Origin of the sequence: Azotobacter beijerinckii (genome assembly GCF_900110885.1) — a bacterium.
Taxonomy (GTDB): domain Bacteria; phylum Pseudomonadota; class Gammaproteobacteria; order Pseudomonadales; family Pseudomonadaceae; genus Azotobacter; species Azotobacter beijerinckii.
In genome coordinates this window covers 1-24,962 of record NZ_FOFJ01000006.1, presented here as the reverse complement: position 1 = coordinate 24,962, position 24,962 = coordinate 1, and the positions used below count along the sequence as shown (strand labels likewise).

17 protein-coding genes are annotated in these 24,962 nt (G+C 69.1%); 8 read left to right on the top strand and 9 right to left on the bottom strand.

Annotated elements, in window-relative coordinates:
* Window positions 1-406: 406 nt before the first annotated feature.
* The 3 genes from guaA to BMY22_RS04585 all read right to left on the bottom strand — a co-directional run bounded on the left by guaA (window position 407) and on the right by BMY22_RS04585 (window position 5,440).
* On the bottom strand, window positions 407-1,987 hold the full coding sequence (guaA, locus tag BMY22_RS04595; RefSeq protein WP_090619934.1) for a glutamine-hydrolyzing GMP synthase: 1,581 nt from the start codon (window positions 1,985-1,987) through the stop codon (window positions 407-409).
* A 93-nt stretch (window positions 1,988-2,080) separates the two neighbouring features.
* Window positions 2,081-3,550, bottom strand: coding sequence for an IMP dehydrogenase (gene guaB, locus BMY22_RS04590; RefSeq protein ID WP_090619933.1), 1,470 nt, complete (start codon window positions 3,548-3,550; stop codon window positions 2,081-2,083).
* Window positions 3,551-3,613: 63 nt separating this feature from the next.
* A complete protein-coding gene (locus tag BMY22_RS04585) occupies window positions 3,614-5,440 on the bottom strand; it encodes a DEAD/DEAH box helicase (protein ID WP_090619931.1) in 1,827 nt (608 codons plus the stop codon).
* A gap of 194 nt (window positions 5,441-5,634) precedes the next feature.
* Here BMY22_RS04585 and BMY22_RS04580 point away from each other — a divergent pair, with 194 nt between their 5' ends.
* The 5 genes from BMY22_RS04580 (at window position 5,635) to BMY22_RS04560 (ending at window position 10,631) form a co-directional block, all read left to right on the top strand.
* Window positions 5,635-6,612, top strand: coding sequence for a D-2-hydroxyacid dehydrogenase family protein (locus BMY22_RS04580; protein ID WP_090619929.1), 978 nt, complete (start codon window positions 5,635-5,637; stop codon window positions 6,610-6,612).
* Between the two features lie 88 nt (window positions 6,613-6,700).
* On the top strand, window positions 6,701-7,573 hold the full coding sequence (locus BMY22_RS04575) for a DMT family transporter (protein ID WP_090619927.1): 873 nt from the start codon (window positions 6,701-6,703) through the stop codon (window positions 7,571-7,573).
* A 72-nt stretch (window positions 7,574-7,645) separates the two neighbouring features.
* Window positions 7,646-9,016, top strand: a complete 1,371-nt coding sequence (gene xseA / locus BMY22_RS04570) for an exodeoxyribonuclease VII large subunit (protein ID WP_090620115.1) — start codon at window positions 7,646-7,648, stop codon at window positions 9,014-9,016.
* 4 nt (window positions 9,017-9,020) lie between these two features.
* Window positions 9,021-9,785, top strand: coding sequence for a M15 family metallopeptidase (locus BMY22_RS04565; protein WP_090619925.1), 765 nt, complete (start codon window positions 9,021-9,023; stop codon window positions 9,783-9,785).
* A gap of 21 nt (window positions 9,786-9,806) precedes the next feature.
* Window positions 9,807-10,631: a peptidoglycan DD-metalloendopeptidase family protein gene (locus BMY22_RS04560; protein ID WP_090619924.1), complete on the top strand. Its 825-nt coding sequence runs from the start codon at window positions 9,807-9,809 to the stop codon at window positions 10,629-10,631.
* A gap of 85 nt (window positions 10,632-10,716) precedes the next feature.
* On the opposite strand, the gene BMY22_RS04555 is transcribed toward BMY22_RS04560, so the two are convergent.
* Window positions 10,717-11,085 carry a calcium-binding protein gene (locus BMY22_RS04555; protein ID WP_090619922.1) on the bottom strand — a complete coding sequence of 123 codons (369 nt, stop codon included), beginning with the start codon at window positions 11,083-11,085 and terminating at the stop codon, window positions 10,717-10,719.
* 257 nt (window positions 11,086-11,342) lie between these two features.
* Here BMY22_RS04555 and BMY22_RS04550 point away from each other — a divergent pair, with 257 nt between their 5' ends.
* Both BMY22_RS04550 and BMY22_RS04545 read left to right on the top strand, forming a co-directional pair.
* Window positions 11,343-12,785, top strand: a complete 1,443-nt coding sequence (locus tag BMY22_RS04550; RefSeq protein WP_090619921.1) for a TldD/PmbA family protein — start codon at window positions 11,343-11,345, stop codon at window positions 12,783-12,785.
* Window positions 12,785-14,104: a TldD/PmbA family protein gene (locus BMY22_RS04545; RefSeq protein WP_090619919.1), complete on the top strand. Its 1,320-nt coding sequence runs from the start codon at window positions 12,785-12,787 to the stop codon at window positions 14,102-14,104. The genes BMY22_RS04550 and BMY22_RS04545 overlap by 1 nt, the downstream gene beginning before the upstream one ends.
* 106 nt (window positions 14,105-14,210) lie before the next feature.
* Here BMY22_RS04545 and BMY22_RS04540 read toward each other — a convergent pair whose 3' ends face one another.
* Both BMY22_RS04540 and BMY22_RS04535 read right to left on the bottom strand, forming a co-directional pair.
* Window positions 14,211-14,804 carry a hypothetical protein gene (locus tag BMY22_RS04540; protein WP_208599229.1) on the bottom strand — a complete coding sequence of 198 codons (594 nt, stop codon included), beginning with the start codon at window positions 14,802-14,804 and terminating at the stop codon, window positions 14,211-14,213.
* Window positions 14,805-15,208: 404 nt separating this feature from the next.
* Window positions 15,209-17,911 carry a winged helix-turn-helix domain-containing protein gene (locus BMY22_RS04535; protein ID WP_090619918.1) on the bottom strand — a complete coding sequence of 901 codons (2,703 nt, stop codon included), beginning with the start codon at window positions 17,909-17,911 and terminating at the stop codon, window positions 15,209-15,211.
* 280 nt (window positions 17,912-18,191) lie between these two features.
* On the opposite strand from BMY22_RS04535, the gene BMY22_RS04530 reads away from it, so the two are divergent.
* On the top strand, window positions 18,192-19,316 hold the full coding sequence (locus tag BMY22_RS04530; RefSeq protein ID WP_090619916.1) for a glycerol dehydrogenase: 1,125 nt from the start codon (window positions 18,192-18,194) through the stop codon (window positions 19,314-19,316).
* A gap of 91 nt (window positions 19,317-19,407) precedes the next feature.
* On the opposite strand, the gene BMY22_RS04525 is transcribed toward BMY22_RS04530, so the two are convergent.
* The 3 genes from BMY22_RS04525 to BMY22_RS04515 form a co-directional block, all read right to left on the bottom strand.
* On the bottom strand, window positions 19,408-20,766 hold the full coding sequence (locus tag BMY22_RS04525) for an OprD family porin (RefSeq protein ID WP_090619915.1): 1,359 nt from the start codon (window positions 20,764-20,766) through the stop codon (window positions 19,408-19,410).
* A gap of 880 nt (window positions 20,767-21,646) precedes the next feature.
* Window positions 21,647-22,978, bottom strand: a complete 1,332-nt coding sequence (locus BMY22_RS04520; RefSeq protein WP_090619913.1) for a ferredoxin reductase family protein — start codon at window positions 22,976-22,978, stop codon at window positions 21,647-21,649.
* Window positions 22,979-23,618: 640 nt separating this feature from the next.
* A partial coding sequence (locus tag BMY22_RS04515) for an OprD family porin (RefSeq protein WP_244158797.1) occupies window positions 23,619-24,962 on the bottom strand: 1,344 nt, incomplete at its 5' end.

The window sequence follows — 24,962 nt, the reverse complement described above, 5'->3', positions numbered from 1 at the left end:
AACAAACAGTAACTTTGCGAAGTTGTAAAGTACTGTAGAGACAACCCCTTACGGTGGGACTGTGAGGACGATAGTACTTACGAAACTCCACCAGCACAATGATTTTAATCACGAGAAAGTTTCGGAAAAGTTTCCACCCAAATCATTAGCAAGACATCAAAACAAACTTGCATCCGACTCGGCGGAACTTCCTACACACTTCTTAATTGCATCAAATTCTCAAATGAGAACGATATATCGAACATCATCATCCCGCGATGTCGACCACACCGGAGAAACGCAAGCCGGCCCGGCCGGCTTTTCCGAACGACAAGAAACCGCCGGCCGACGTCCGGAAGGAGGTCGGCGGCAGGATGGCGCAGAGTGCACGGGAAGCAGGCAGACGTCGGCCACACGGGCCGACGCCTCACTCCCACTCGATGGTCGCCGGCGGCTTGCTCGAGACGTCGTAGGTGACGCGGGAGATGCCGTCGATCTCGTTGATGATCCGGTTGGAGACCTTCTCCAGCAACTCGTAGGGCAGGTGCGCCCAGCGTGCGGTCATGAAGTCGACGGTTTCCACCGCACGCAGGGCGACCACCCAGGCGTAGCGGCGGCCGTCGCCGACCACGCCGACCGACTTCACCGGCTGGAACACCACGAAGGCCTGGCTGGTCTTGTGGTACCAGTCGAAGTTGCGCAGCTCCTCGATGAAGATGTGGTCGGCGCGCCGCAGCAGGTCGGCGTACTCCTTATTCACCTCGCCAAGAATGCGCACGCCCAGGCCCGGGCCGGGGAACGGGTGGCGGTAGACCATGTCGTAGGGCAGGCCCAGCTCCAGGCCGATCTTGCGCACCTCGTCCTTGAACAGCTCGCGCAGCGGCTCGACCAGCTTGAGGTTCATGTCCTCGGGCAGACCGCCGACGTTGTGGTGGGACTTGATCACGTGGGCCTTGCCGGTCTTGGCGCCGGCCGACTCGATCACGTCCGGGTAGATGGTGCCCTGGGCGAGGAACTTGATGTTCTCGAGCTTGGCGGCTTCGGCGTCGAACACCTCGATGAAGGTGCGGCCGATGATCTTGCGCTTCTGCTCCGGGTCGGAAACGCCGGCCAGGTTGGCGAGGAACTGCGCCTCGGCGTCGGCGCGGATCACCTTGACGCCCATGTTCTCGGCGAACATCGCCATCACCTGGTCGCCCTCGTGCAGGCGCAGCAGGCCGTTGTCGACGAACACGCAGGTCAGCCGGTCGCCGATGGCGCGATGCAGCAGCGCGGCGACCACCGAGGAGTCGACGCCGCCGGAAAGGCCGAGCAGCACGTTGGCGCCGCCGATCTGGGCGCGCACCTGGGCGATGGCGTCGTCGACGATGTTGGAGGGCGTCCACAACGCCTCGCAACCGCAGATCTCGCGCACGAAGCGGGTGAGGATGCGCCCGCCCTGCTTGGTGTGGGTCACCTCCGGGTGGAACTGCACGCCGTAGTAGCCGCGCTTGTCGTCGGCCATGGCGGCGATCGGGCAGCTCGGAGTGCTGGCCAGCACGTGGAAGCCTTGGGGAATCCCGGTGACCTTGTCGCCGTGGCTCATCCACACGTCGAGGCCGAGCACGCCATCGTCGTCCACATGGTCCTCGATGCCGTCGAGCAGGCGCGCCTTGCCGACCACGTCGACGCGGGCGTAGCCGAACTCGCGCAGGTCCGAGCCCTGCACCTTGCCGCCGAGTTGCTCGGCCATGGTCTGCATGCCGTAGCAGATGCCGAAAAGCGGCACGCCGAGGTCGAACACCGCCTGCGGCGCGCGCGGGCTGTCGGCCTCATGCACCGACTCCGGCCCACCCGCGAGGATGATGCCGCGCGGGGCGAAGGCGCGGATATCCTCGCTGCTCATGTCGAACGGGTGCAGCTCGCAATAGACGCCGATCTCGCGCACCCGGCGGGCGATCAGTTGGGTGTACTGGGAACCGAAATCCAGGATCAGGATGCGGTGGGCGTGGATGTCTTGGTGGGCCATGGCCGTCTCTCGTAACGGAATTCACAAACGACGCGGGGCTGCCCCGTCTTTTCGCAACAGCAGCAGCCCCGTGTCGAGGATCGAAGCGCGGAATCAACCTACCCGGTAGTTCGGCGCTTCCTTGGTGATCTGCACGTCGTGCACGTGCGACTCGGCCATGCCGGCGCCGGTGATGCGCACGAACTCCGGCTTGGTGCGCATCGTTTCGATGTCGGCGCTGCCGGTATACCCCATGGAGGCACGCAGGCCGCCCATCAGTTGGTGGATGATCGCCGCCAGCGCGCCCTTGTACGGCACGCGCCCCTCGATGCCTTCCGGCACCAGCTTCTCGGCGCCGGCCGAGGAGTCCTGGAAGTAGCGGTCGGACGAGCCCTGGCTCTGCGCCATGGCACCCAGCGACCCCATGCCGCGATAGGCCTTGTAGGAGCGGCCCTGGAACAGTTCGACCTCGCCCGGCGCCTCCTCGGTGCCGGCGAACATCGAGCCCATCATCACGCAGTAGGCGCCGGCGACGATGGCCTTGGACAGATCGCCGGAGAAGCGGATGCCGCCGTCGGCGATCAGCGGCACGCCGCTGCCCTCCAGCGCCGCGGCGACGTTGGCGATGGCGCTGATCTGCGGCACGCCGACCCCGGCGACGATCCGGGTGGTGCAGATCGAGCCCGGCCCGATGCCCACCTTGACGCCGTCCGCGCCGGCCTCGGCCAGCGCCTTGGCGGCTTCGCCGGTGGCGATGTTGCCGCCGATCACCTGGACCTCGGGGAAGTTCTGCTTGACCCAGCGCACCCGCTCGATCACCCCCTTGGAGTGGCCGTGGGCGGTATCCACCACCACCACGTCGACCCCGGCGGCGACCAGCGCGGCCACCCGGTCCGGCGTCTCGGCGCCGGTGCCCACCGCGGCGCCGACGCGCAGGCGGCCCTGATCGTCCTTGCTGGCCAGCGGATAGGCCTTGGCCTTCTCGATGTCGTTGACGGTCATCATGCCCTTCAGGCGGAAGGCCTCGTCGACGATCAGCACGCGCTCGATGCGGTGCTTGTGCAGCAGCAGGCGGGCTTCGTCCTTGTCGGCGCCCTCGCGGACGGTGACCAGGCGCTCCTTCGGCGTCATCACCTCGCGCACCCGGGCATCCAGGCGGCTCTCGAAGCGCACGTCGCGGGAGGTGACGATGCCCACCAGATCACCCTGGGAGAGCACCGGCACACCGGAGATGTTGTGCTGGCGGGTCAGCTCGAAGAGGTCGCGGACGGTGGCGTCGGCGTCGATGGTGATCGGGTCCTTGACCACCCCGGCCTCGAAGCGCTTGACCTTGCGCACCTCGGCGGCCTGCTGCTCGATGGTCATGTTCTTGTGGATGATGCCGATGCCGCCTTCCTGGGCCATGGCGATGGCCAGGCGGGCCTCGGTGACGGTATCCATGGCGGCGGACACCAGCGGAATGTTGAGCTCGATGCCGCGGGTCAGGCGCGTCTTGAGGCTGACATCCTTGGGCAGTACGTCGGAATATCCAGGGATGAGAAGAACGTCGTCAAAAGTCAGGGCTTCTTGACTGATACGCAGCATGGCGGGGGCTCCCAGGCGGGAAAAAATGGAAGCGCGACATTATACCCAGCCACCCTCCCCGGCTCAATGAGCGTAAGGACGCAGATCGTCTCCGCTCAGCGCCCGGGCGACCGCGTTGTTGCGGTGGAAGCCGATCAGCAAGCGCTGCCGCGCCCGAGTGATGCCGACATGGAGCAGCCGCACCCGCTCGGGCAGCGCGCTTTCCGCCACCTCGCCCGGTGCCACGAAGGAGGCGTCGAGCAGCACCACCGCCGAAAACTCCAGCCCCTTGCTGCCCTGGATGGGCATGATCGCCACCTGATCCGTCTCGGCGCAGTAGCGCTCGCGGACCGCGCGCTCGTCCAGCCAGAGGTGGGGAATGCCCAACCCGGCCAAGGTCTCGGCCATCGCCTGGCCGGCACCGCCCGCCGGGTAGAGCACGGCCATGTCCTTCCAGGACATGCCTTCGGCGTGCCATTGCCGCAGACACTCGGCGGCATGGGCCAGCTCGCCGGCCAGCCGCTCGAAACGGCGCAGCATCGGCAGCGGCCCCGAACCGCCGGCGGCCTGCGGCTCGACCAGCGGAATGTCGCCCTCGCCGGCCTGCAGATGCTCCCCGGCCAGACGCGCGGCGAATTCGAGGATTGCCCGGCTGTTGCGGTAGTTGCGACGGAGCACGCTGCTGCGGCCGCGGGCCTGGATGCCCACGCTGGCCAGGCTGAAGCCCAGCGCCGAGCGCTTCTTGTAGATCGATTGGGCGTCGTCGTAGAGCAGCAACAGCGAACCGCTCTCGGGATCGACCAGCCGGGTGAGCAGGCGCAGCCATTCCGGCTCGAAGTCGTGGCCCTCGTCGATCAGCAGCGCGCCGTACTGGCCGCCGGGAATCTGCCCGCGCGCCAGCCCAGCGATCACCGAGTCGGCGACGCGCCAGTAGTACTCGTCCTCGCCCTCCAGCACCTCGAGCCCCCAGGTCTCGAGCTGCTGCTCGCACCAGGCGTGGAAATGCTGGACCTGCACCCGCTCGCCAATGCCGCGCGAGGCGGCGAAGCGGCGCAGCTCGGCCGCCAGGGTGGCGTTGAAACACAGCACCTGGATCGGCTTCTCCAGCGTCCCGGCCAGCTGCAGGCAGCGGTAGCCGAGGATCAGCGTCTTACCCGAGCCGGCCACCCCGTGGATGACCCGATGCCCCCCGCCCAGGCTGCGGGCGAGGACCTCCTGGCGCAGGTCCATGACCCGCACGCCCCCCGGCAGCGGCGCACCGGCCGTCGCCTGTCCGGGCGGCGCGGTCAGGCCGTCGTCGCCGATGCGCAGCTCGGGAAACAGCTGCCAGCGGATGCCGTCGATCTGTGCTCGCGTCAGCCGGCCGGGCAAGCCCGGTTCGGCCATCCGCCACAGGCGCTGGCGGAAGGCCTCCGGCTCGGCCTCGTGCAAATCGTCCCGGTAGAGCACCCGTTGCTCCGGCAACAGCCGCTCGCGCACCTCGGGCGGCATGCCCTGCTCCATCTGGGCGCGACCGATGCCACTGAAGACCACGCCCCAGCCAACCGGGCAGACCGGCCTGCCGGTGGCGTCCAGGCACAACAGATCCTGCGCCGCCTGCCCGGCGAACTGCCGCGCCTGCGTCAGGGGATGCTCGACCTCCCGGCGGCCCTCGGCGGTTTCCAGGGTGCAGGTGGCGAGGGAGATCCGCTTGAGGCTGCCCGCCGTCCAGCCGCGCACCTCGAGGAACAGCAGGCCGCGCTCGGAATGCAGGACGATGAAGTCGGGATGGCGGCGCGTCCTGCCGGGGAGCAGGTCGAACCAAACCAGGCAGTCGTCCTCCAGACAATCCTGCAGCACGTGGGCGACCCGCCGCTGCCCCGCCGTCATGCGGGAAAGACAGGTGCCGAGCGGCGGAATGAGTACGGCCATGGGGGCTCCCGGTGTCCAGTTGCGACGAATGCCGCCCTGGCGAAGCAGGACGGGGGTCGCAAATGGTAGAGGATTTTCCGCACGACCGTCTCACTTCAACACGGGGGTCGAGCCGGACTGAACGCCTTCCCAACCGTGACGGACCCGGCCGATCTCTGCTAGAAATCGGCCCCACCCGCCAAGGAACCACCGCCATGCACATCGTCATCCCCGACGATTACCAGGACGTCATCCGCACACTCGACTGCTTCGCCCGGCTGCGCGACTCCGGCCACAGCGTCGAGATCTTCCACGATGCCGAGAGCGATCCGCAGCGCCTCGCCGCGCGCTTTGCCGACGCCGACGCGCTGGTGCTGACCCGCGAGCGCACGCGCATCGACGACGCCCTGCTGGCCCGCCTGCCCCGGCTCAGGCTGATCAGCCAGACCGGCAAGATCGCCGGCCATCTCGACCTCGACGCCTGCACCCGCCACGGCGTCGCCGTGGCCGAGGGGCGCGGCTCGCCGGTCGCCCCGGCGGAACTGGCCTGGGCGCTGATCCTCAACGCCCGCCGCCGGCTGCTGCCGGCCATCGCCGCCTTCCACGAAGGCCGCTGGCAAACCAACCTCGGCGAGCGCCTGGCCGGGCTGACCCTCGGCATCTGGGGCTACGGCAAGATCGGCCAGCGCCTGGCCCGCTACGCCGAGGCCTTCGAGATGCCGGTGCTGGTCTGGGGCAGCGAGGCCTCGCGCCAGGCCGCGCTCGCCCACGGCCACCGCGCCGCCGCCTCCCGCGAGGCCTTCTTTGCCGAGGCCGACGTGCTCACCCTCAACCTGCGCCTGGCGCCCGCCACCCGGCACATCGTCGGCTTCGACGACCTGGCGCGGATGAAGCCCGACGCCCTCTTGGTCAACGTCAGCCGCGCCGAACTGATCGCCCCCGGCGCCCTGCTCCGCGCCCTGGACGCCGGCCGTCCCGGCTTCGCCGCCCTCGACGTGTTCGAGCAGGAACCGATCCTCGACCCCGGCCACCCGCTGCTGAACCACCCGCGGCTGCTCTGCACCCCGCACCTGGGCTACGTCGAGAAGCACGGCTACGAGCTGTATTTCGGCGACGCCTTCGACAACCTGCTGGCGTTCTTCGCCGGTGAGCCACTCAATCTGGCCAATCCGCAGGTGCTGGCAGACCACTAAAAGACCGGCCCGGCTTTTGTCGTGAGAGACAGGAGCCGACGCTCTGCGCACACCGCAGCATCCCCGCCCACTCTCCTGTGGAATCCCCATGCGACACCGCTCCGCCCTGCTCGCCCTGCATCTGGGCGCCCTGCTCTTCGGCCTGTCCGGCATCTTCGGCAAGCTGGCCCTGGCCGCGCCGCTGGCGATCGTCTGCGGTCGCGCGCTGTTCGCCGTGGCCGCCCTGCTCCCGTTCGCCCGCACGGACGGAAACGGGCTGCGCCCCAGCTGGCGCCACCGCCTGGCGCTGGCCGGCGCCGGCCTGCTGCTGGGCGGGCACTGGTGGAGCTTCTTCGTCGCGGTGAAGGTGTCCGGCGTGGCGGTGGCCACCCTGGGCTTCGCCAGCTTCCCGGCCTTCACCGTGCTGCTCGAAGGACTGCTGTTCCGCGAGCGAGTGCGCGCGGCCGAATGGGCCGTGGTCGCGCTGGTCAGCCTCGGCCTGGTGCTGGTCAGCCCGAGCCTGGAGCTTGGCAGCCAGGCCACCCTCGGCCTGGCCTGGGCGGTGCTCTCGGGCCTGCTGTTCGCCCTGGTGTCGGTGTCCAACCGCGCCACCACCCCCGGCGTGAAGCCGGCGCAGGCCGCGCTCTGGCAGAACCTCGCCATCCTCGCCTGCAGCTTGCCGCTGGCCTGGCCGCAGCTGCCGGCGGTACGCGCCCTCGACTGGCTGTGGATCGCCCTGCTCGGCCTGCTCTGCACGGCCCTGGCGCACAGCCTGTTCGTCGCCAGCCTGCGCGTGCTCAACGCGCGCAGCGCCTCGGTGGTGTTCGCCCTGGAGCCGGTCTACGGGATCGGCTTCGCCTGGTGGCTGTTCGACGAGCGGCCCGGACTACGGATGCTCGCCGGCGGCACGCTGATCCTGCTGGCCACGGTGCTTTCCGCCCGCCTGAGCCGGCACACCCCGCGGGCCGACGACCTCGAGTGAGGCCGCGGCCCGGCCGGAACGCAGGTGCCGGCGCGGTTCCCGCCGCCGCCGTGGCGGCTTATCATGCCGGCCATGCTCAACGATCCCTTCCAGCGTCTCGGCCTCGACCGGGAAATCCTCACCGTCAGCCAGCTCAACGGCCGCGCCCGCGTGCTGCTGGAAGACGTGTTCGCTCAGGTCTGGGTCGAGGGCGAGATCTCCAACCTCGCCCGCCCGGCCTCCGGCCACCTCTACTTCACCCTCAAGGACCGCCAGGCCCAGGTGCGCTGCGCGCTGTTCCGGCAGAACGCCCTGCGCGTGCGCGAGGCGCTGCGCGACGGGCTGGCGGTGCGGGTGCGCGGCAAGGTCTCGCTGTACGAGGGCCGCGGCGACTTCCAGCTGATCCTCGATCTGCTCGAGCCGGCCGGCGACGGCGCCCTGCGCCTGGCCTTCGAGGCGCTCAAGGAGCGGCTCGCCGCCGAGGGCCTGTTCGCCGCCGAGCGCAAGCGCCCGCTGCCGGCCCACCCGCAGCGCATCGGCATCGTCAGCTCGCCGACCGGCGCGGTGATCCGCGACATCGTCTCGGTGTTCCGCCGCCGCGCGCCGCAGGTCGAGCTGACCCTGGTGCCCACCGCGGTGCAGGGCCGCGAGGCGGTGGCGCAGATCGTCCACGCCCTCGAACTGGCCGACCGCCAGGGCTTCGACGCGCTGATCCTGGCCCGCGGCGGCGGCTCGCTGGAGGACCTCTGGTGCTTCAACGAGGAAGCCGTGGCCCGCGCCGTCGCCGCCTGCGCGACGCCGGTGGTCAGCGCGGTCGGCCACGAGACCGACGTGACCATCGCCGACTTCGTCGCCGACCTGCGCGCGCCGACCCCCTCGGCCGCCGCCGAACTGCTGGCCCCCGACAGCAGCGACCTCGCACGCCGCCTCGAGAGCCTGCAGCGCCGCCTGCAGCTGCGCATGCAGCACCTGCTCGCCGCCCGCCATCTGCAGCTCGACGGCCTGCGCCGGCGCCTGCGCCATCCCGGCGAGCGCCTGCAACAGCAGGCCCAGCGCCTCGACGACCTGGAGCTGCGCCTCAGGCGTGCCATGCAGCGCCGTCTGCAGGATAGCGCCGAGCGCCTGGCGCGCCTCGACACCCGCCTCGCCGCCCAGCATCCCGAACGCCTGCTCGGCCTCCTGCGCCAGCGCCTGGAGCACCTCGGCGAGCGCCTGCCGCGCGCCATGCAGGGCGCCCTGCGCGAGCGGCGCCAGCGTCTCGAAGCCGCCGCGCAGACCCTGCAGGCGGTCAGCCCGCTGGCGACCCTCAGCCGCGGCTATGCGATCCTCCTCGACGACCGGGGCCGGGCGATCCGCACCGCTGCCCAGACCGCTCCCGGCCAGCGCCTGCACGCACGCCTCGCCGAAGGCGGGCTGGACTTGCGGGTCGAAGCCCCTTCTTCCCCCCTGCCACAGCCGGACTGAACCGATGAACGAGCCGAACCGGGCGATCCCGGCCTTCGCCGAACCCGACTGGGCGCAGGTCGCCCGCATCCCCGTGGCCGACTGCGGCGAGGCGCTGAGCAGCCTGCGCCTGGCCCCCGCGCTGCGGGTCTACCCGGCCTACCGCCACCTCGGCATCCCCGAGGCGGTCGACGACTGCCAGGTGCGCCAGGAGGTCTTCGAGCGCCTCTTGCGCGCCGCCGAGTGCCTGCCCGCCGGCCTGGTGCTGGTGGTGCTCGACGGCTGGCGGCCGATGGTTGTGCAGCAGCACCTGTACCGCACCCTGGAAGCGGCCATGGCCCGCCACCATCCGCAGGCCGACGCGGCGGCCCTGCAGCGCCTGACCCGCCAGTTCGTCTCGCCGCCCAGCTGCGATCCGCAGGCGCCGAGCCCACACCTGACCGGCGGCGCGGTGGACGTGACCCTGTGCGACGCCCAGGGCCGCTGGCTGGACATGGGCTCGCGCTTCGACGAAGTCGGCCCGCGCTCGTTCAGTGCCCACTACGAAACCGCGGCCGCCGACGACAGAGTTGCGCTGGCGATCCGCGACCGCCGCCGCCTGCTGCACAACGCCATGCTCGAGGCTGGCTTCAGCAACCTGCCGAGCGAGTGGTGGCACTACGACTACGGCGACCAGCTGTGGGCCTGGTATCGCGGCCAGCCGGCGGCGCTCTACGGCCCGACCGCACCGCCCAGCCTCGAAGGCCTGTGGCAGCAGCAACTGGCCGAACGCTTCGCCCGCCCGACCTGAACCCGACCGCCGGAATCCGCCATGCCACGCCTGTTCGCCGCCTGCTGCGCCCTGCTCCTCGCCCTGCCCGTCCACGCCGACGGCTTCATCTCCCGCCTGCTGGACAAGCCGGTGCCCGGCGGCGTGGCGGTGGTCGACCTGGGCGACGGCCCCACGCCGCCAAAGGCGACCTACCAGGACAAGCCGGTACTGACGGTCCGCGAGGACGGCAAGCGCTGGCTCGCCATCGTCGGCATCCCGCTGACGGTCAAGCCGGGCGAGCAGCGGATCGAGGCGGACGGCCGCAGCCTCAGCTTCCGGGTCGAGCCCCGCCACTACCGCGAGCAGCGCATCACCCTGAAGAACCAGCGTCAGGTCGACCCGAACCCGGAGGACCTCCGGCGCATCGAGCGCGAGCTGGCCGAGCAGACCGACGCCTACCGGCGCTTCGAGCCGCGCCCGCCGAGCAACCTGCTGTTCGACAAGCCGGTCGCCGGTCCCCTCTCCAGCCCCTTCGGCCTGCGCCGCTTCTTCAACGGCGAAGAACGTAACCCCCACTCCGGGCTGGACTTCGCCGTGCCGGCCGGCACCCCGGTCAAGGCCCCGGCGGCCGGCCGGGTGACGCTGGTCGGCGACTATTTCTTCAACGGCCAAACGGTGTTCGTCGACCACGGCCAGGGGCTGGTGAGCATGTTCTGCCACCTCTCCAGGGTCGAGGTGAAGGCCGGCGACGAACTGCCCCGCGGCGCCGTGCTCGGCCGGGTCGGCGCCACCGGCCGGGCCACCGGGCCACACCTGCACTGGAACGTCAGCCTCAACGACGCGCGGGTCGATCCGGCGATCTTCATCGGGAAGTTCGAGAAGTGAGTGCGGACGCGGCAATCGAGCGAATCCCCGGCCCTGCTGCACGGACTACGGAGCGATCCAGAGGCGTCGCGCGTCCTCCAGCCACTCAGTAGCGGTATCCGCGCGCGAGCCAGTAGTGCCAGTCGGCAACCGCCTCGCAGGTCGTCTCGTCGCCCGACTGGCACTCCAGCTGGCCGAGAGGCACCGCGAGTTCGGAATCGCCGTACCGCACGAGAACGAAGATTTCGGACATGCAGTCGTCCGCTTCCGCCATGCCGACGACCTGCACCGCTTCGCCGACCTTCAGCGGCGAAATCGTGCGCTTCGTCGTGCAGTAGGCCTCGAACGGCACGTGCAGCCGGTCCTGCAAGTAGCAATGCCAGCCTATCGCGCATTCAACTTCGTCATAGGCATCCACGACAATTTCGTCGGAAATGCGTCTTTCGCGATCGGGTTGCTCTGGTGTCTGCGTCATGGATACTCCTTGGGAACCGGCTGTCCAAACGATTTCATCGGAGAATCACTGTAACAGGACTCGAAAAGCTCTGAACGGACAGCTGTCGCCTGCAGCCGAACACAACGGCGCACCCATGCGGACTCGAGCGGCCTCCAGCACCCCGCGAACAGCCGAAACTCGAAGGCTGCCGGCGCATTCTGCCCCATTCCCATACCCGCCTCGCCGCCCCGGCTCGTTACAATGCGGCTACCCTCCGCCCAGACAGGACCCTTGGCATGTTCGAATCCGCCCCCGAGCTGTCGCACCACTTCGCCGCCCTGCGCAGCAGCGCCGATTTCTGGTCGCTGCGGCATGTCCGTGAAGTCAGCGAACATTACCGGGTGCGCCGCAGCGTCGCCCTGCCGCCCGCCTTCGGCGAGGACAGCGGCGCCATGCTGACGGTACGCATCGCCGGCGTCGAAGCCTATGCGGCCACCAGCGATCTCACCCAGGCCGGGCTGCAGGCGGCCCTGGAGCGGGCCGAGTGCATGGCCCGCGCCCTGGCCGGGCACGCGCTGCTGGAGGTGGGCGCGCTGCCGGTGCCGACCGGCACGGCGGACGACGTGGCCCCCGGCTACGAGCAGCCGCTGGCCGGCCCGTCGCACTGGTTCGAAGTGCTGGGCGCCGAGTCGACGCGGGTACCCCGGGATGCGCGGCTGGTGGACTGGAGCGCCGGACTCGGCGTCCACTGTGTGGAACAGATCTACCTCAACAGCGCCGGCGCCTGCCTGCGGCGCGCTCAGCGCTTCGTCTACCCGGCCCTGAGCGTGACCGCCAGCGACGGCCACGACAGCCAGACCCGCAGCCTCGGCGGCTTCAACTTCGGCCAGCAGGGCGGCGCCGAGGTCGTCGACCGCCTCGGCCTGGTGGGCGCGGCCCCGCGCATCGCGGACGAGGCGCTGCAACTGCTGCTCGCCCCCAACACCCCCAGCGGCCCCCTCGACCTGCTGCTGATGCCCGACCAGATGGTGCTGCAGATCCACGAATCCATCGGCCATCCGCTGGAGCTGGACCGCATCCTCGGCGACGAGCGCAACTATGCCGGCACCAGCTTCGTCCGCCTGGAGGACTTCGGCCGCTACCAGTACGGCTCGCCGCTGCTCGACGTCACTTTCGACCCCGGCTGCCCCGAGGAACTGGCCAGCTACCGCCACGACGACGATGGCACCCCGGCGCAGCGCGAATACCTGATCCGCCGCGGCATCCTGCAGCGCCCGCTGGGCGGTGCCCTGTCGCAGCTGCGCAGCGGCCTGCCGGGGGTGGCCAACAGCCGCGCCTGCAGCTGGAACCGCGCGCCCATCGACCGCATGGCCAACCTCAACGTCGAACCGGGCGACCGGAGCCTCGCGCAGCTGATCGGCGGCATCGAGCTCGGCATCCTGATGAGCACCAACCGCTCCTGGTCGATCGACGATGCCCGCAACAAGTTCCAGTTCGGCTGCGAATGGGGCCGGCTGATCGAGAACGGCGAACTCAAGGGCGTGGTGAAGAACCCCAACTACCGCGGGATTTCCGCGCACTTCTGGCGCAACCTCGCCGCGGTGGGCGACGCCTCCACCGTCGAGGTACTCGGCACGCCCTATTGCGGCAAGGGCGAGCCGAACCAGGCGGTGCGCGTCGGGCACGCCTCGCCGGCCTGCGTATTCAAGAATATCGACGTATTCGGAGGGGCCGCCTGATGAACGCCCGCGAGCATTTCCACGCCCTGCTCGACAGCCTGCGGCCACTGCTGCACGCCGACGAAGGCTTCACCCTCGACTACCGCGCCGAGGCCTCGGAGTTCGTACGCTTCAACCGGGCGCGGGTGCGCCAGGCCGGGCAGGTGCAGCAGGCGTACGCTACCCTCGCCCTGTACCTCGGCGAGCGCCACGCCCGCTTCGAGCTGGGCCTGACCGGCACGGCCGGGGAAGACCGCACGCGCCTGCGCCATGCCCTGGAACGGCTGCGCGCGGTGGTGCCGGCGCTGGTCCCCGACCCCTACCTGCGCCTCAACCGGGAGCCCTGGCGAAGCGAGAGCGCCGAGCCGGGAACGATGCCGGACAACACGGCCGTCATCGGGCAGATCGTCGCCGCCGCCGCGGGCCTCGATCTGGCCGGCATCTACGCCGCCGGTCCGCAATACCAGGGATTCGCCAGTTCCTGGGGTGCCCTTGGCTGGCACGCGGCGAGCAGCTTCAACTTCGACTGGAGCCTGTTCCACGCCAACGGCCAGGCGGTCAAGAGCGCCTATGCCGGCCAGCGCTGGGACGCCCAGGCCTTCGCCCGACGCATGGGCGCGGCGCGCGAGCAACTGGAATACCTGGGCCGCCCGGCGCTGACCCTGGCGCCGGGCGACTACCGGGCCTATCTGGCCCCGGCGGCGCTGGACGAGATCTTCGACCTGCTCAGCGGCGGCTTCTCGGCCCAGGCCCTGGCCAGCGGCGGCAGCCCGCTGCAACGCCTGTTCGCCGGTTCGGCCCGGCTCAGCCCGCTGCTGACCCTCGACGAGCGGATCGCCGGCGGCCTGGCCCCGGCCTTCACCGGCGAGGGCCCGCGCCGGGACCTGCGCCTGCTCGCAGGAGGCCTTCCGGGCGAACGCCTGGTCGGCTCGCGCAGCGCCGCCGAATACGGCCTGACCGCCAACGGCGCGGGCGCTCACGAATACCCGCTGTCCCCGGTGGTGACGGGCGGCGACCTGGACGAGGGCGACATCCTCAGCCGCCTGGACACCGGCCTGTACATCGGCAACCTCTGGTACCTCAACTTCTCCGACCGCCCGGCCGGCCGCCTGACCGGCATGACCCGCTTCGCCACCTTCTGGGTGGAAAATGGCCGCCTCCAGGCCCCGGTCAACACCATGCGCTTCGACGACTCGGTGTTCGGCTTCCTCGGCCCGCACCTGGAAGCCCTCACCCGCGCGCCCGAGACGATCCTGCCGACAGGAACCTACGGCGCGCGGCAGAGCGGCTCCAGGACGCTGCCGGGGGCGTTGCTGGGACGATTTACCCTGACGCTGTGAAAAAGCCCCCGGAACCCACGACCGAAGCCGGCCACCCCGCTCTTGCCGATCCGCACCGGCGACCGAGAGGGCGGCGACAAAATCCGGGGATAACGCCCCCGTGCGCTCAGGACCTGCCGCCGCCCGACCTACGGATCAATCGTGCTGTCGAGGGAACACGAGCGCTGCGCCAGCGTTTCCACAACCAGAACAGGGCATAGAGCATCACGCAGAGCCCGATCAACCGGGTCGCCCCGGCGATGCCGGTATCCCCGCTCAACACCCCCCAACGATTGAAAATCTCCGTCCAGTCGTGATCGCCACCGCCGACCAGCGGCAACTCATGGGCGCGGGCATCGGCCATGTAACGCCCGACGTTCAGTAGGCTCTCGCCGAACCACACCAGTGCCACCGACCAGCCCAGGCCATGCCGTTGTCGCCAGAAATGACCGGCAAACATCGCCGGGAACAGGAGCTGGAAAAGGGTACCGCCATAAACCGCCCACCCCGGCACCAACACGCCAACGATGGGATGCCCCGCCTCATGGATGGCCAGGTTGGTATTGTCGAGCAGAAACACCCACCGGTCGGGGGTGAAGTAATGCTGCCAAACGATATAGCCGACCAATAAGGCCAATCCAATAACCGCCGCCCCCGTAACGGGCCGCCAGTCTGCGGAAGCCGTTTCGCTCCAAGACTCCAAGGTTTTCTCCAGGCTCACAATAATTGGGTCCAACACGTTACAAGGTGAGAGCCGCCTGCGTGCAAAAGCGGTCGAGCAGGGTACGCTGGAGTTGGCAGGACAATATTTATTCAACCCCCGCAATCGCTTCGAAGTCGAACGCCGCATCCTTGGCGTCACCCACACGCAGCAGCGCCTGAGCCCGGAACTACTGCGACAGCGTGCGCGAAAAATTCGAGGGTTTGCACGTTTTGTCATACCGATGCGCGTCGATCTGCTGCGCCGCCCGGATTAGGGCAAGCGGCCCGCCATCGGCCCGACCGCAAGCAGGGGCGGGAAGAAAGGTACTCAGCGAGTGCAGGCCGACAGCGCAAGGGCCCGTCTTCCGCAGTGGAGCTTCGGCGGAAAATGCTGCGCAATTTTCCGCCCGGCGAGCAGGACCCTCACTCCAACAGACTCAACTCCCGCGCCCGGCTCATCGCCCGCGTCCGGCTGGTGACCTGGAGCTTGCCGTAGAGGTTCTTCAGGTGCCATTTCACCGTTTCCACGGAGATGTCCAGGCTGCGGGCGATTTCCTTGTTGGACTGGCCGGCGGCGACCAGGCGCAGGGTCTGGCTTTCCCGTTCGCTGAGGCTGAACGGCGGTTCGACGCAGTCTTCGCCGCCGAGGCGTTCGCGCAGGAGGGCGATGTAGCCCGGCAGGTCGCCGCTGCCCGCCTCCACTGCGGCGCAACGGGTCAGCAGCGGCAGCAGCGCGGGGCCGGCGTCGGTCAGGCTGCACAGCAGGTTCTCCCGCAGGCCCAGCTGCAGCGCCGGCAGCAGGGCGTCGGCGGCGGCGTCGCGCTCGTCGCCCTGCCAGAGGGCGATGGCCCACAGCGGGCGCAGGCGCACGGCTTCGAGCAGTTGGCCGCGCGCCTCGAACTCGGCCACCACCCCGGCCAGGCAGTCGGCCGCCGCCAGGCCCAGGCCCTGGGCGAGCAGCAGCCGGGCGCGGGCGATCCGCGCGTAGTGGCGGCAGCCCGGAATCGCGCCCTCGTCGCTCTTCAGCAGCTCGATGCGGCGCAGCATGTGCTCGGCGCCGGCCAGGTCGTCGCGCTGCAGTTGCAGGCGCACCTGTTCGGCGAGCAGCGCCGCCTGCAGGCGGTTCCAGCGGCGCTGGCCGGCGATCTCCTGGGCGTGCTGGAGCAGCAGGCGCGCCTGCACCCCGTCGTCCTCGGCCAACGCCCGCCGGCATAGCGCGCGGTAGACCGCCAGCACGCCGTCGAGGGGCGCCACGCGGTCGATCTGCAGGCCGCGCTGGCGGACCAGCGCATCCAGCCGCTCCCAGTCGCCGCGCTCGTAGGCCAGTTCGGCCAGCGACGCGGCGAGGGTGGCGCTGCCGCTGGACTGCGGCCCGGTGAGCCGGTCGGCGGACTCCATCGCCTGCAGGAAGCAGGCCTCGGCGGTGCGCAAATCGCCCTGGCGCAGGTGGCTCTGGCCGAGGATGAAGGCGCGGTGGACGGTGACGAAGAGGTTCTCGGTGGGCGCGCCCGGATAGAGGGTGTGGCGCTGCACCGCCTGCGCCTGCTCGTGCTGGCCGAGGACCAGATGGCAGTAGCTGAGGACGTTGCAGACCAGGCCGTCGACCCAGCTGTCGCCGCAGGGAATCTGCGCCAGCAGCGGCTCGGCCAGGGCGATGCCGGTCTGGACGTTCTCGGCGAAGGCCTCGCAGATCGCCGCCACCGCGTCCAGTTTGACCCGCAGATCGCGACGCGCCGGGTGCACGGCGAACCAGCGGCGCAGCTCGCCGAGCAGGCGCCGCGACTCGTCGAAGCGGAAGCGGTGGGCCAGCGCCCAGGCGAGGTTGAGCTGCAGGCTGATGCGGTGCTCGTCGGCGGTGATCGGCAGCTGCTGCAGCCAGCCCAGCAGGGTGTCGATGTCGCCGCGCTCGGCCAGCGACTGGGCGCCCAGCCCGGCGCGGCCCGGCGCGCTCTCCACCTTGCCGGCGGCCAGCGCGTGGCGGGTCGCTTCGGCCCACAGGCTCTGCCCGGCGAACCAGTTGCCGGCGCGCTCGTGGAGGGTCGCGATGTCCAGGTCGGTACGCCGGCGCAGGCGGGTCTGCAGGGTCTCGGCGAACAGGTGGTGGTAGCGGAACCACTGGCCGTGGTCGTCCAGCGCGGCGACGAACAGGTTGTGCCGCTCGATCCAGTCGAGCATGGCGTGGCCGTCGTGGCGCCCGGTGACCGCGTCGCACAGTTCGGCGCAGAAACGGTCGAGGATCGAGGTGCGCATCAAAAAATCGTCGACCGCCGCCGGCAGCGGCTCGAACACCACGTCCTCGAGGTAGCGGCCGACCAGCCGGCCACCGTGGCTCAGGCTGTCGATGACCTGCGCCGGGTTGTCCTTGATCGACGGCGACAGGGTGGCCATCTGCATGCCGGTAATCCAGCCTTCGGTCACTTCCAGCAGGCGCTGGGTCTGGGCGTTGCTCAGGGCCAGGGCGGCGGAGTCGGCGAAATAGTGGCGCGCCTCGCAAAGGTTGAAGCGCAGGTCGTTGGTGTCGACCTCGATCAGTTGGTGGCGCGAGCGCAGGCGGCTCAGCGGCAGCGGCGGCAGGCTGCGGCTGCCGAGCAGCACATGGAAGTTGGCCGGCGCATGTTCGAGCAGGTAGGCGAAGGCGCGGTGGATCGCCGGGTCGCGGATCGTGTGGTAGTCGTCGACGATCAGGTAGAGCGGCGCCTCCACCGCCTGCACCGCGTTGATCAGGTGGCCGAACACGCGGTCGATGGAGGGCAGCCCGGCAGCGAGAAAGCCCAGCCGCCAGCCGAGGCCGGGGTGCAGCGGCAGCAGGGCGTCGAGCAGGTAGTGGCAGAAGTACTCGGGGACGTCGTCGCCCTCGTCCAGGCTCAGCCAGGCGACGGCCTCGCCGCGCTCCTGGAGCTGGCTGCGCCACTGGGCGAGCAGCGTGGTCTTGCCGAAGCCGGCGCCAGCGCAGACCAGCGCCAGGCTGCGCTCGGCCAGCGGTTCGAGGCGCGCCAGCAGACGCGGGCGGACCAGCAGCACGCCGGGCGAGCGCGGCGGGACGAACTTGGTGGCGATCAGCGGCAGGCCGCAGGTGCCCTGGCTGTAGACGGGCGCGAAGCGGCGCTCGGAATGGCGTCGATCCATCTTTCATACCTCGAAGCCGGTCTGTTCCGACCTGTTCTTGTTGTCACCGACGCAGCCCGCGCAGCGCCCGGAACGGGCCGGAAGCCGCGCGGCTCGTCGCCCGCCAAGGATAATGCCCTATCCCGTCCGTCCGCGCCCCCCATCCGGGTAGTTATTCCGACTCCCGGGCTTTCCCTACCGTAGCCTCCGCACCCGCTTCACCCTGGATGAATGCCCTCCCCGGCCCGGGACCCGGCGTGCGCAACCCGCCTACAAGATCCGACAAGAAGGGCTACCCAGCATGCCGAACGGCGCACTCTCCATCACCCCCCCAGGCAAGTTCTTCATCGGCAAGGGACTGCTCGCCGACCTGGGCAGCTATGCGCAGGCCTTCGGCAGCAACGCCTACGTGATCTGCGACAAGTTCATCCTCGAGCGGGCGATCGCCGAGGCCGGTCCGTCGTTCGAGGACCGCGGCAAGGCGGTGTTCAGCAAGTTCCGCCACGAATGCACGCGCATCGAGATCAACCGCAACCGCGAGCTGGCGCGCAGCGTCAAGGCCGACCTGATCGTCGGCATCGGCGGCGGCAAGACCCTGGACACCGCCAAGGCGGTCGCCTGCCAGGAGCGGCTGCCGGTGCTGACCGTCCCGACCACCGCTTCCAGCGACGCGGCCTGCACCGCCCGCGCGCTGATCTATACCCTGAACAGCGAGTTCGACAGCTGCATGCTGCTGACCAGCAGCCCGGAGATCGTCCTCGCCGACACCGAAATCCTCGCCGCGGCGCCGGCGCGGCTGTTCGTCGCCGGCATCGGCAAGGCCCTGGCGACCTACTTCGAGGTGCGCGCCTGCTACCGGGCGAAGGCCGACCACGGGGCGCCGACCCGCGCCGCGCGGATCGCCCTGGCCACCGCCCGCCGCTGCCTCGACAGCCTGCTCGAGAACGCCGCCCAGGCCCGCCTCGACCTGGAGCGCCAGCGCTCCACGCCGGCGCTGGAGGCGGTGCTGGAGGCGGTCGTCTACCTCAGCGGGGTGAGCGCCGACAGCGGCGGCCGCGCCGCGGCCCACGCCATCCACAACGGCATGCTCGCGGTGCCCGCCCTGCAGCACGCCCGCCACGGCGAGAAGATGGCCTTCGCCCTGCTCGCGCAGCTGGCGATGGAAAAGGCGCCAGCCGAGGAAATCGCGATGGTGCTCGACTTCATCCAGGCGGTCGGCCTGCCGCTGACCCTGCAGGACCTCGGCGTCAAGGCCTTCGCCGAAGCGCAGTGGCGGCGGGTCGCGGAACGGGCCTGCGCGAAGCACGACAGCATGGGCAACATGCCCTTCGCCGTCGCGCCGGACGACGTCTACCGGGCCATCCGCGAGGCCGATGCCCTGGCCGGGACCCGCGCCGGAGAGTGCCGGGCGGCAGCCCTCGGCTGAACGGCGGGAAAGGGGCGGCCGCCTTGAGCAGCCGCCCCGGAATAAAAAAGCCCCTGCAAGAGACGGTCAGTACCGCAGGGGCAACGCCTGCTCAGAACATGCGCAGGTCGAGAGGAAACTCAAGAATTATCCGCAGCTCGTCGATGTCGGACTCGGCGGTATGGTCGCCGTTCACCCGGTGGGTGGCCTGCAGGAGCCGGAAGCTCAGGTCCCGGGCCGGCCCGTTCTGCACCACGTAGCTGATCCAGAAGTCGCGCTCCCAGTGGCGGCCGTCGCGGATGCCCTGGTAGGCGGCATAGCCCGGCCCGACCTTGCTGCCGTCGATATCGGTGCCGCGCACGTAGCGGGTGATCAGCGCCAGGCCGGGAATCCCCAAGGCAGCGAAATCGTAGTCGTAGCGCGCCATCCACACCCGCTCGTTGGGATTGTTGAAGTCGGAGACCTGCGAGTTGGTGTTCAGGAAAAAATCCCAGGTGTGCCACACGTAGTCGAAGGGCGAATCGTCGTCGATCCGGGTGTGGGCCACGGTGAAGGCGTGGGCGCCGACGGTGAGGCCGGTCTGGAGGCTCCAGGAGTCGTTGTGGAGATCGCCGAGCAGCGACTGGCCGGTGTCGCGGGTGCGGTAGTAGCGGAAGGCGGCATTGAGGCTCAGCCCCTCGCCCAGCGGCTGCTTCCAGTCGGCATAGAAGGCCGACTGGTTCCAGACGTCGTCGAGCCGGCCATGGTGCAGGCGGAAGAGAAAGCGGTCGTCGAGGTTGTAGTCGGCGCCGGCATAGATGAAATCGTCGGCCTCCTTGAAGCGCCCACCGTAGGCGGTGCCCAGGTCGCCCCCGTGGGCGGTGGCGGTGCGGTCGGCACTGGAGTCCAGCTTGCCGCCCTGCACGGTGAGGCCCGTGATCGAGGTGTTCTTGACCGTCGTACCGCGAAAGCTCTGCGGCAGCAGGCGGATGTCGCTGGTGTTGAGCACCGGGCTGAGGGGGCGGACGTCGCCGTAGCGCAACTCGGTGTCGTCGAACAGGCGCATCTTCAGCTCGACGTCGACCCGGCCGAACTCGTCCTTGGGCTTGCCGTCGAAGTTGTAGCCGCGCCGCGGGATCAGGCCGGGACCGCCGTTGCCGTCGCCGACCCGGCCGTCGCCGCCGTCCAGCTTGATGCCGTAGAGGCCACGCACGTCCAGGCCGAAACCGACCGCGCCCGGGGTGAAGCCGGACTCGAAGGTGGCGATCAGCCCGTGCGCCCATTCGGAACGGATGCCCTTCTTCTCGCCAGTCTGCGGGTTGGTGGCGCGGTCGCCGTTGCGAAAATCCTGGCTGAAATGGAAGTTGCGGTTGAGCACCTGGAAGCGGGAGCCCTCGAGAAAGCCTTCCTCGCCAAGGGCGGCGAGCGGCAAGGCCAGGAGGGCGGACAAGGACGCGATACAGGCTGGATTCTTCTTGTTGTCGAAACGCATGGATTCATTCCCGTTGCTGGAGCATGACGACCATCCCTGGCGTCGGCCGGGCGGCGCACGGGCAGAGTGCGGCCGCCTCCTGCGGTGGCTGCACGGCAGGTGCTGATCGAGGTCTTGGGCGGAGGCGCCGACGCTGCTGGCGTGGCGGCTCAGTCCGGGCGGGCGGGACGCGGCGGCCGGGATCGTCGATCCCTGCTGTCGAGCCGGCCGCGCCCGGCGGCTAGCGCAAAACGCCGCCGGGCCCGGACCCGTCGCCGGCATTCCAGGCGGCGCTTGCGGACAGGAAGAATTCGGAAAGGAATGACGCGGACATTTCGCACCTCTGCTTGTTGTTATTGGCGGGGGCTGGCGAGGTCTGCCGCCCTGCCATCGAGCCAGAGCAAGGTCGGTGCCAGACTCCTGACGATGGACGAAACGCCCGTTGCAGAGCGGTTTGCGGAAAGTTGCGGGGGGTTGGCAGAAATGCCGGCGAGACGTTGCGTCTCGCCCGGCCGGATGCACCAGCGAGACGCTGAGACGCCCTGTCTCGACGGACGTCCCGCGTGTCCCGGTGCCGGTCTCGTGAGTGGGCCTGTTTGATCGGTTCGATGAGTCAACCAACCGCACAGGCCCCAGGGCCTGTTAACACTACTCTCCGCGAGCCGCGTTGCCGCGCCAAATGGCGCCAGGCGAGGCGCGGGACGCAGGGAATGGCATCCCCTTGCCAAGTCCCGCAACGACGCATGGCGCCATTTGCCGCGCAACCCGCAGGGACGGGCCTGTTTTTGCGCGGTGTGTCGTTGCTTGTCGTTCGTGTGGAATGACCAAACTTCTCTCCTCGCGCCTAACCCCGCGCAAAAACAGGCTCCGTCGCGGCCGCGTGGAGTAGTGTTAACAGGCCCTAGCGCATCTCGAACAGCTCCTGGTGGAAGTCCGCCGCCGCCAGGCCGCTGCCGATCAGGCTCTCGCGTAGCGCCCGGCCGAAGCCCGCTGGGCCGCAGAACCAGACATCGGCCGCGTGCCATTCGGGCATCCGCTCGCGCAAGCGCTCGCCGCTCAGGCGCTCGTCGCGACCGCTGACCAACACATGCAGGCGTACCCCGGCCTGCCCGGCCAGTTGCTGCAGGCGCTCGATGAACGTCTGGTCCGGCGCTGCGGTGCTGTAGAACAGGTCGATGCTGCGGCTGTCCGGCTGGCGCGCCAGGGCCTGCAGGCGGGCGATGAACGGGGTGATGCCGATGCCGCCGGCGACCCAGATCTGCCGCGTTTTTCCGCCGGCGAAGTCGAAACGCCCGTAGGGCCCCTCCACGGTGAGCGGATCGCCGACCTTGAGGGTCTGCGGCAGGGTTTCGGTGTAGTCGCCGATGCCCTTGATGTGGAAGCGCAGGCGGCCGTCGCCCTGCCAGGCGGAGGAAATGGTGAAAGGATGCGGCCCTTCGGCCGGGTCGAAGGTGACGAAGGCGAACTGCCCGGCCTGGTGGCCTGCCCAGCGATCCTGCAGGCGGACGTCGACGCCCAGCACCCGGTTGTCGCGGTGCAGCTCCAGCGCCTCGATGTGGCCGAGCGCGCGGCGGCTATCGCCAACCCGGCGCAGCAGGGAGATGCCGGCGGCCAGGGTGCCGGCGAGCAGCAGCGCGGCCATCGCGGCGCCGAGCGGCGACGCCCAGTAGGCCGTGTTCATCAGCACCACCGAGTGGAAGACCAGCGTCAGATAGACGACGGCCAGCAGGCGGTGGGTCTTGAAGAAATAGCGGTAGGGAAAGCGCTTGAACAGGGCCAGCAGGATCAGCACCACGGCGGCGTAGAAGGCCCACTCGCCGACCTGCTCGGCCAGCCCGCGCTGGCTGCGCAGAAAGCCCACCAGCACGCCCACCTCCTCGCTGCCGGCCGCCTTGCGCGCCGGCCGCTCCAGCCAGCCCCAGCCGACCATCCACTTCGGCACCTTGATCCACAGCCAATGGACGACGGACAGCGCCAGCGCCGAGATACCCAGCCACTTGTGCAGGCGGTAGCCCTTGTCCAGCCCGCCGAGGAAGGACTCCAGAAACCCCGGGCGGATCGCCAGGAAGATCCCGACGCTCATCGCGCCCACCGCCAGAATGCCGGTGTAGTTCACCAGCGCGCGACGCAGGGCGAAGAATTCGTAGGGGGCGCCCAGCAGGTTGTCGGCCAGCAGCCAGAGCAGGCTGAGGCCGCCGAACAGGGCAAGACAGGTGATCCGGATGTTTTTCATGGTGGCAGCAGTCCTCTCCCTCGACGCGGGATACGATTCCAAGTCGTCATGATAGGGGGAACGGGACGCCGCCGGGCCGTGCGGCCGATTGACTCAAGCGGAGCCATCCGGCTTCTCGTCGCCGCATCGGTCGCATGGGATGTTCGATGGGATCGCCGGAGCGAATGCCGGCGACGCGAGGGGCCGCGAACTCTTACCGCCCCGGAAGGTGCCTCGAAAACGAGGGTAACAACAATGAAGAAGGCCGCTAAAAGCGGCCTTCTTTTCTAGTTATCGCTAAGCCTTGCTATACAGTCGAGATCGGGATAGAAAAGATCGTCCTCCACCTCCTCTTCCTCCTCGACTTGAAATCCGTACTCTTCGTCAGAGATTGAATCGCTTCCGGGCTGGTAAAGATTGCGCATGGCTTAGATCTCCGTATCTAACTTGCACATGGGATTCCCCCTACACGGGGCAAACCCTCTGATTTCAACTTAGCCCAGAAAAAGGGATTGGCAAGCCTGGCGATACCGAAAACTTCACGCGCCCAAAGTAGGGACGGAATGGGGCCGATGCCCAGGCCCTGGCTTCGCTCGGTCGAACGGCAGTCCTGGGGAAAAAGTCTCCTGCAGGGGATCAGCCGGCAGGAGCAAGGGCCTGCTCAGAGCAGGTTGAAGTCGAGGGGGTATTCGAAGATCAGGCGCAGCTCGTTGAGGTTGGCCGAGGCGCTGTTGTCGCCGCCGACCCGGTGGGTGGCGTGCCAGACGCGAAAGTTGAGATCCCTGGCCGGACCGCTCTGCACCACGTAGCCGACCCAGATGTCGTTCTCCCACTCGCGGCCGTGGCTGGTGTTCTGGTAGGCGGCATAGTGCGACCCGGCATCGGTGCCGTCGATCTTGGTGCCTCGCATGTAGCGGGTGGTGAAGGTCAGGCCGGGAATCCCGAGGCCGGCGAAATCGTAGTCGTAGCGGCCCATCCACACCCGCTCGTTGGGACTGTTGAAGTCGGAGGACTGGGAGAAGGTGTCCAGGTAGAAGTCCCAGGTGTTCCACACGTAGTCGAAGGGCGTGTCGCCGTGGATTTCGGTGCGCGCCACGGTGAAGCGGTGGGCGCCGACATCGAGGCCGACATGGGCGCTCCAGGAGTCGTTGTTGATGTCGCCCATCAGCGACTGGCCGGTGTCGCGGGTGCGGTAGTACTTGGCGCCGGCCCTGGCGGTCAGCCCCTCGCGCAGCGGCTGCTTCAAGTCGAAGCCGAGGAACAACTGGTTCCAGACGTCGTCGAGCCGGCCGTGGTGCGCCCGCAGGAGCAGCCGGTCGTTGGCCTGGTAGTCGGCGCCGAAATAGACGAAATCGTTGGCGTCCTTGAAACGTCCGCCGTAGGCGGTCCCCAGGTCGCCCCCGTGGGCGGTGGCGGTACGGTCGGCACTGGATTCCAGCTTGCCGGCCTGCAGGGTCAGGCCCTTGATCGAGGTGTTCATCACGTTGCCGCCGCGAAAGCTCTGCGGCAGCAGGCGGATGTCGCTGGTGTTGACCACCGGGGTGAGCGGGCGGACGTCGCCGTAGCGCAGCACGGTATCGTCGAACAAGCGCACCTTCAGCGCGACGTCGGTACGGCCGAACTGGCTCTTGGGCTTGCCGTCGAAGTCGTAGCCGCGCCGCGGGATGATGCCGTTACCCGCCATGCCGTTGCCGACCCGCCCGTCGCCGCCGTCCATCTTGAAGCCGAACTGGCCGCGCACGTCCAGGCCGAAACCCACCACCCCGGGCGTGAAGCCGGACTCGAAGTTGGCGATCACGCCGTGCGCCCACTCGGCGCGCAGGTGCTTCTTCTCGCCGGTCTGCGGGTTGTTGAAGGTGTCGCCATGGCGGAAGTCCTGGCTGAAGTAGATGTTGCGGTTGAGCACATTCACGGTCGCCCCCTCGAGAAAGCCCTCTCCGTCGGCGGCGACGGCCGGGATCGCCAGGACAAGGGTCAGGGACGCGGCACAGGCTGGATTCTTCTT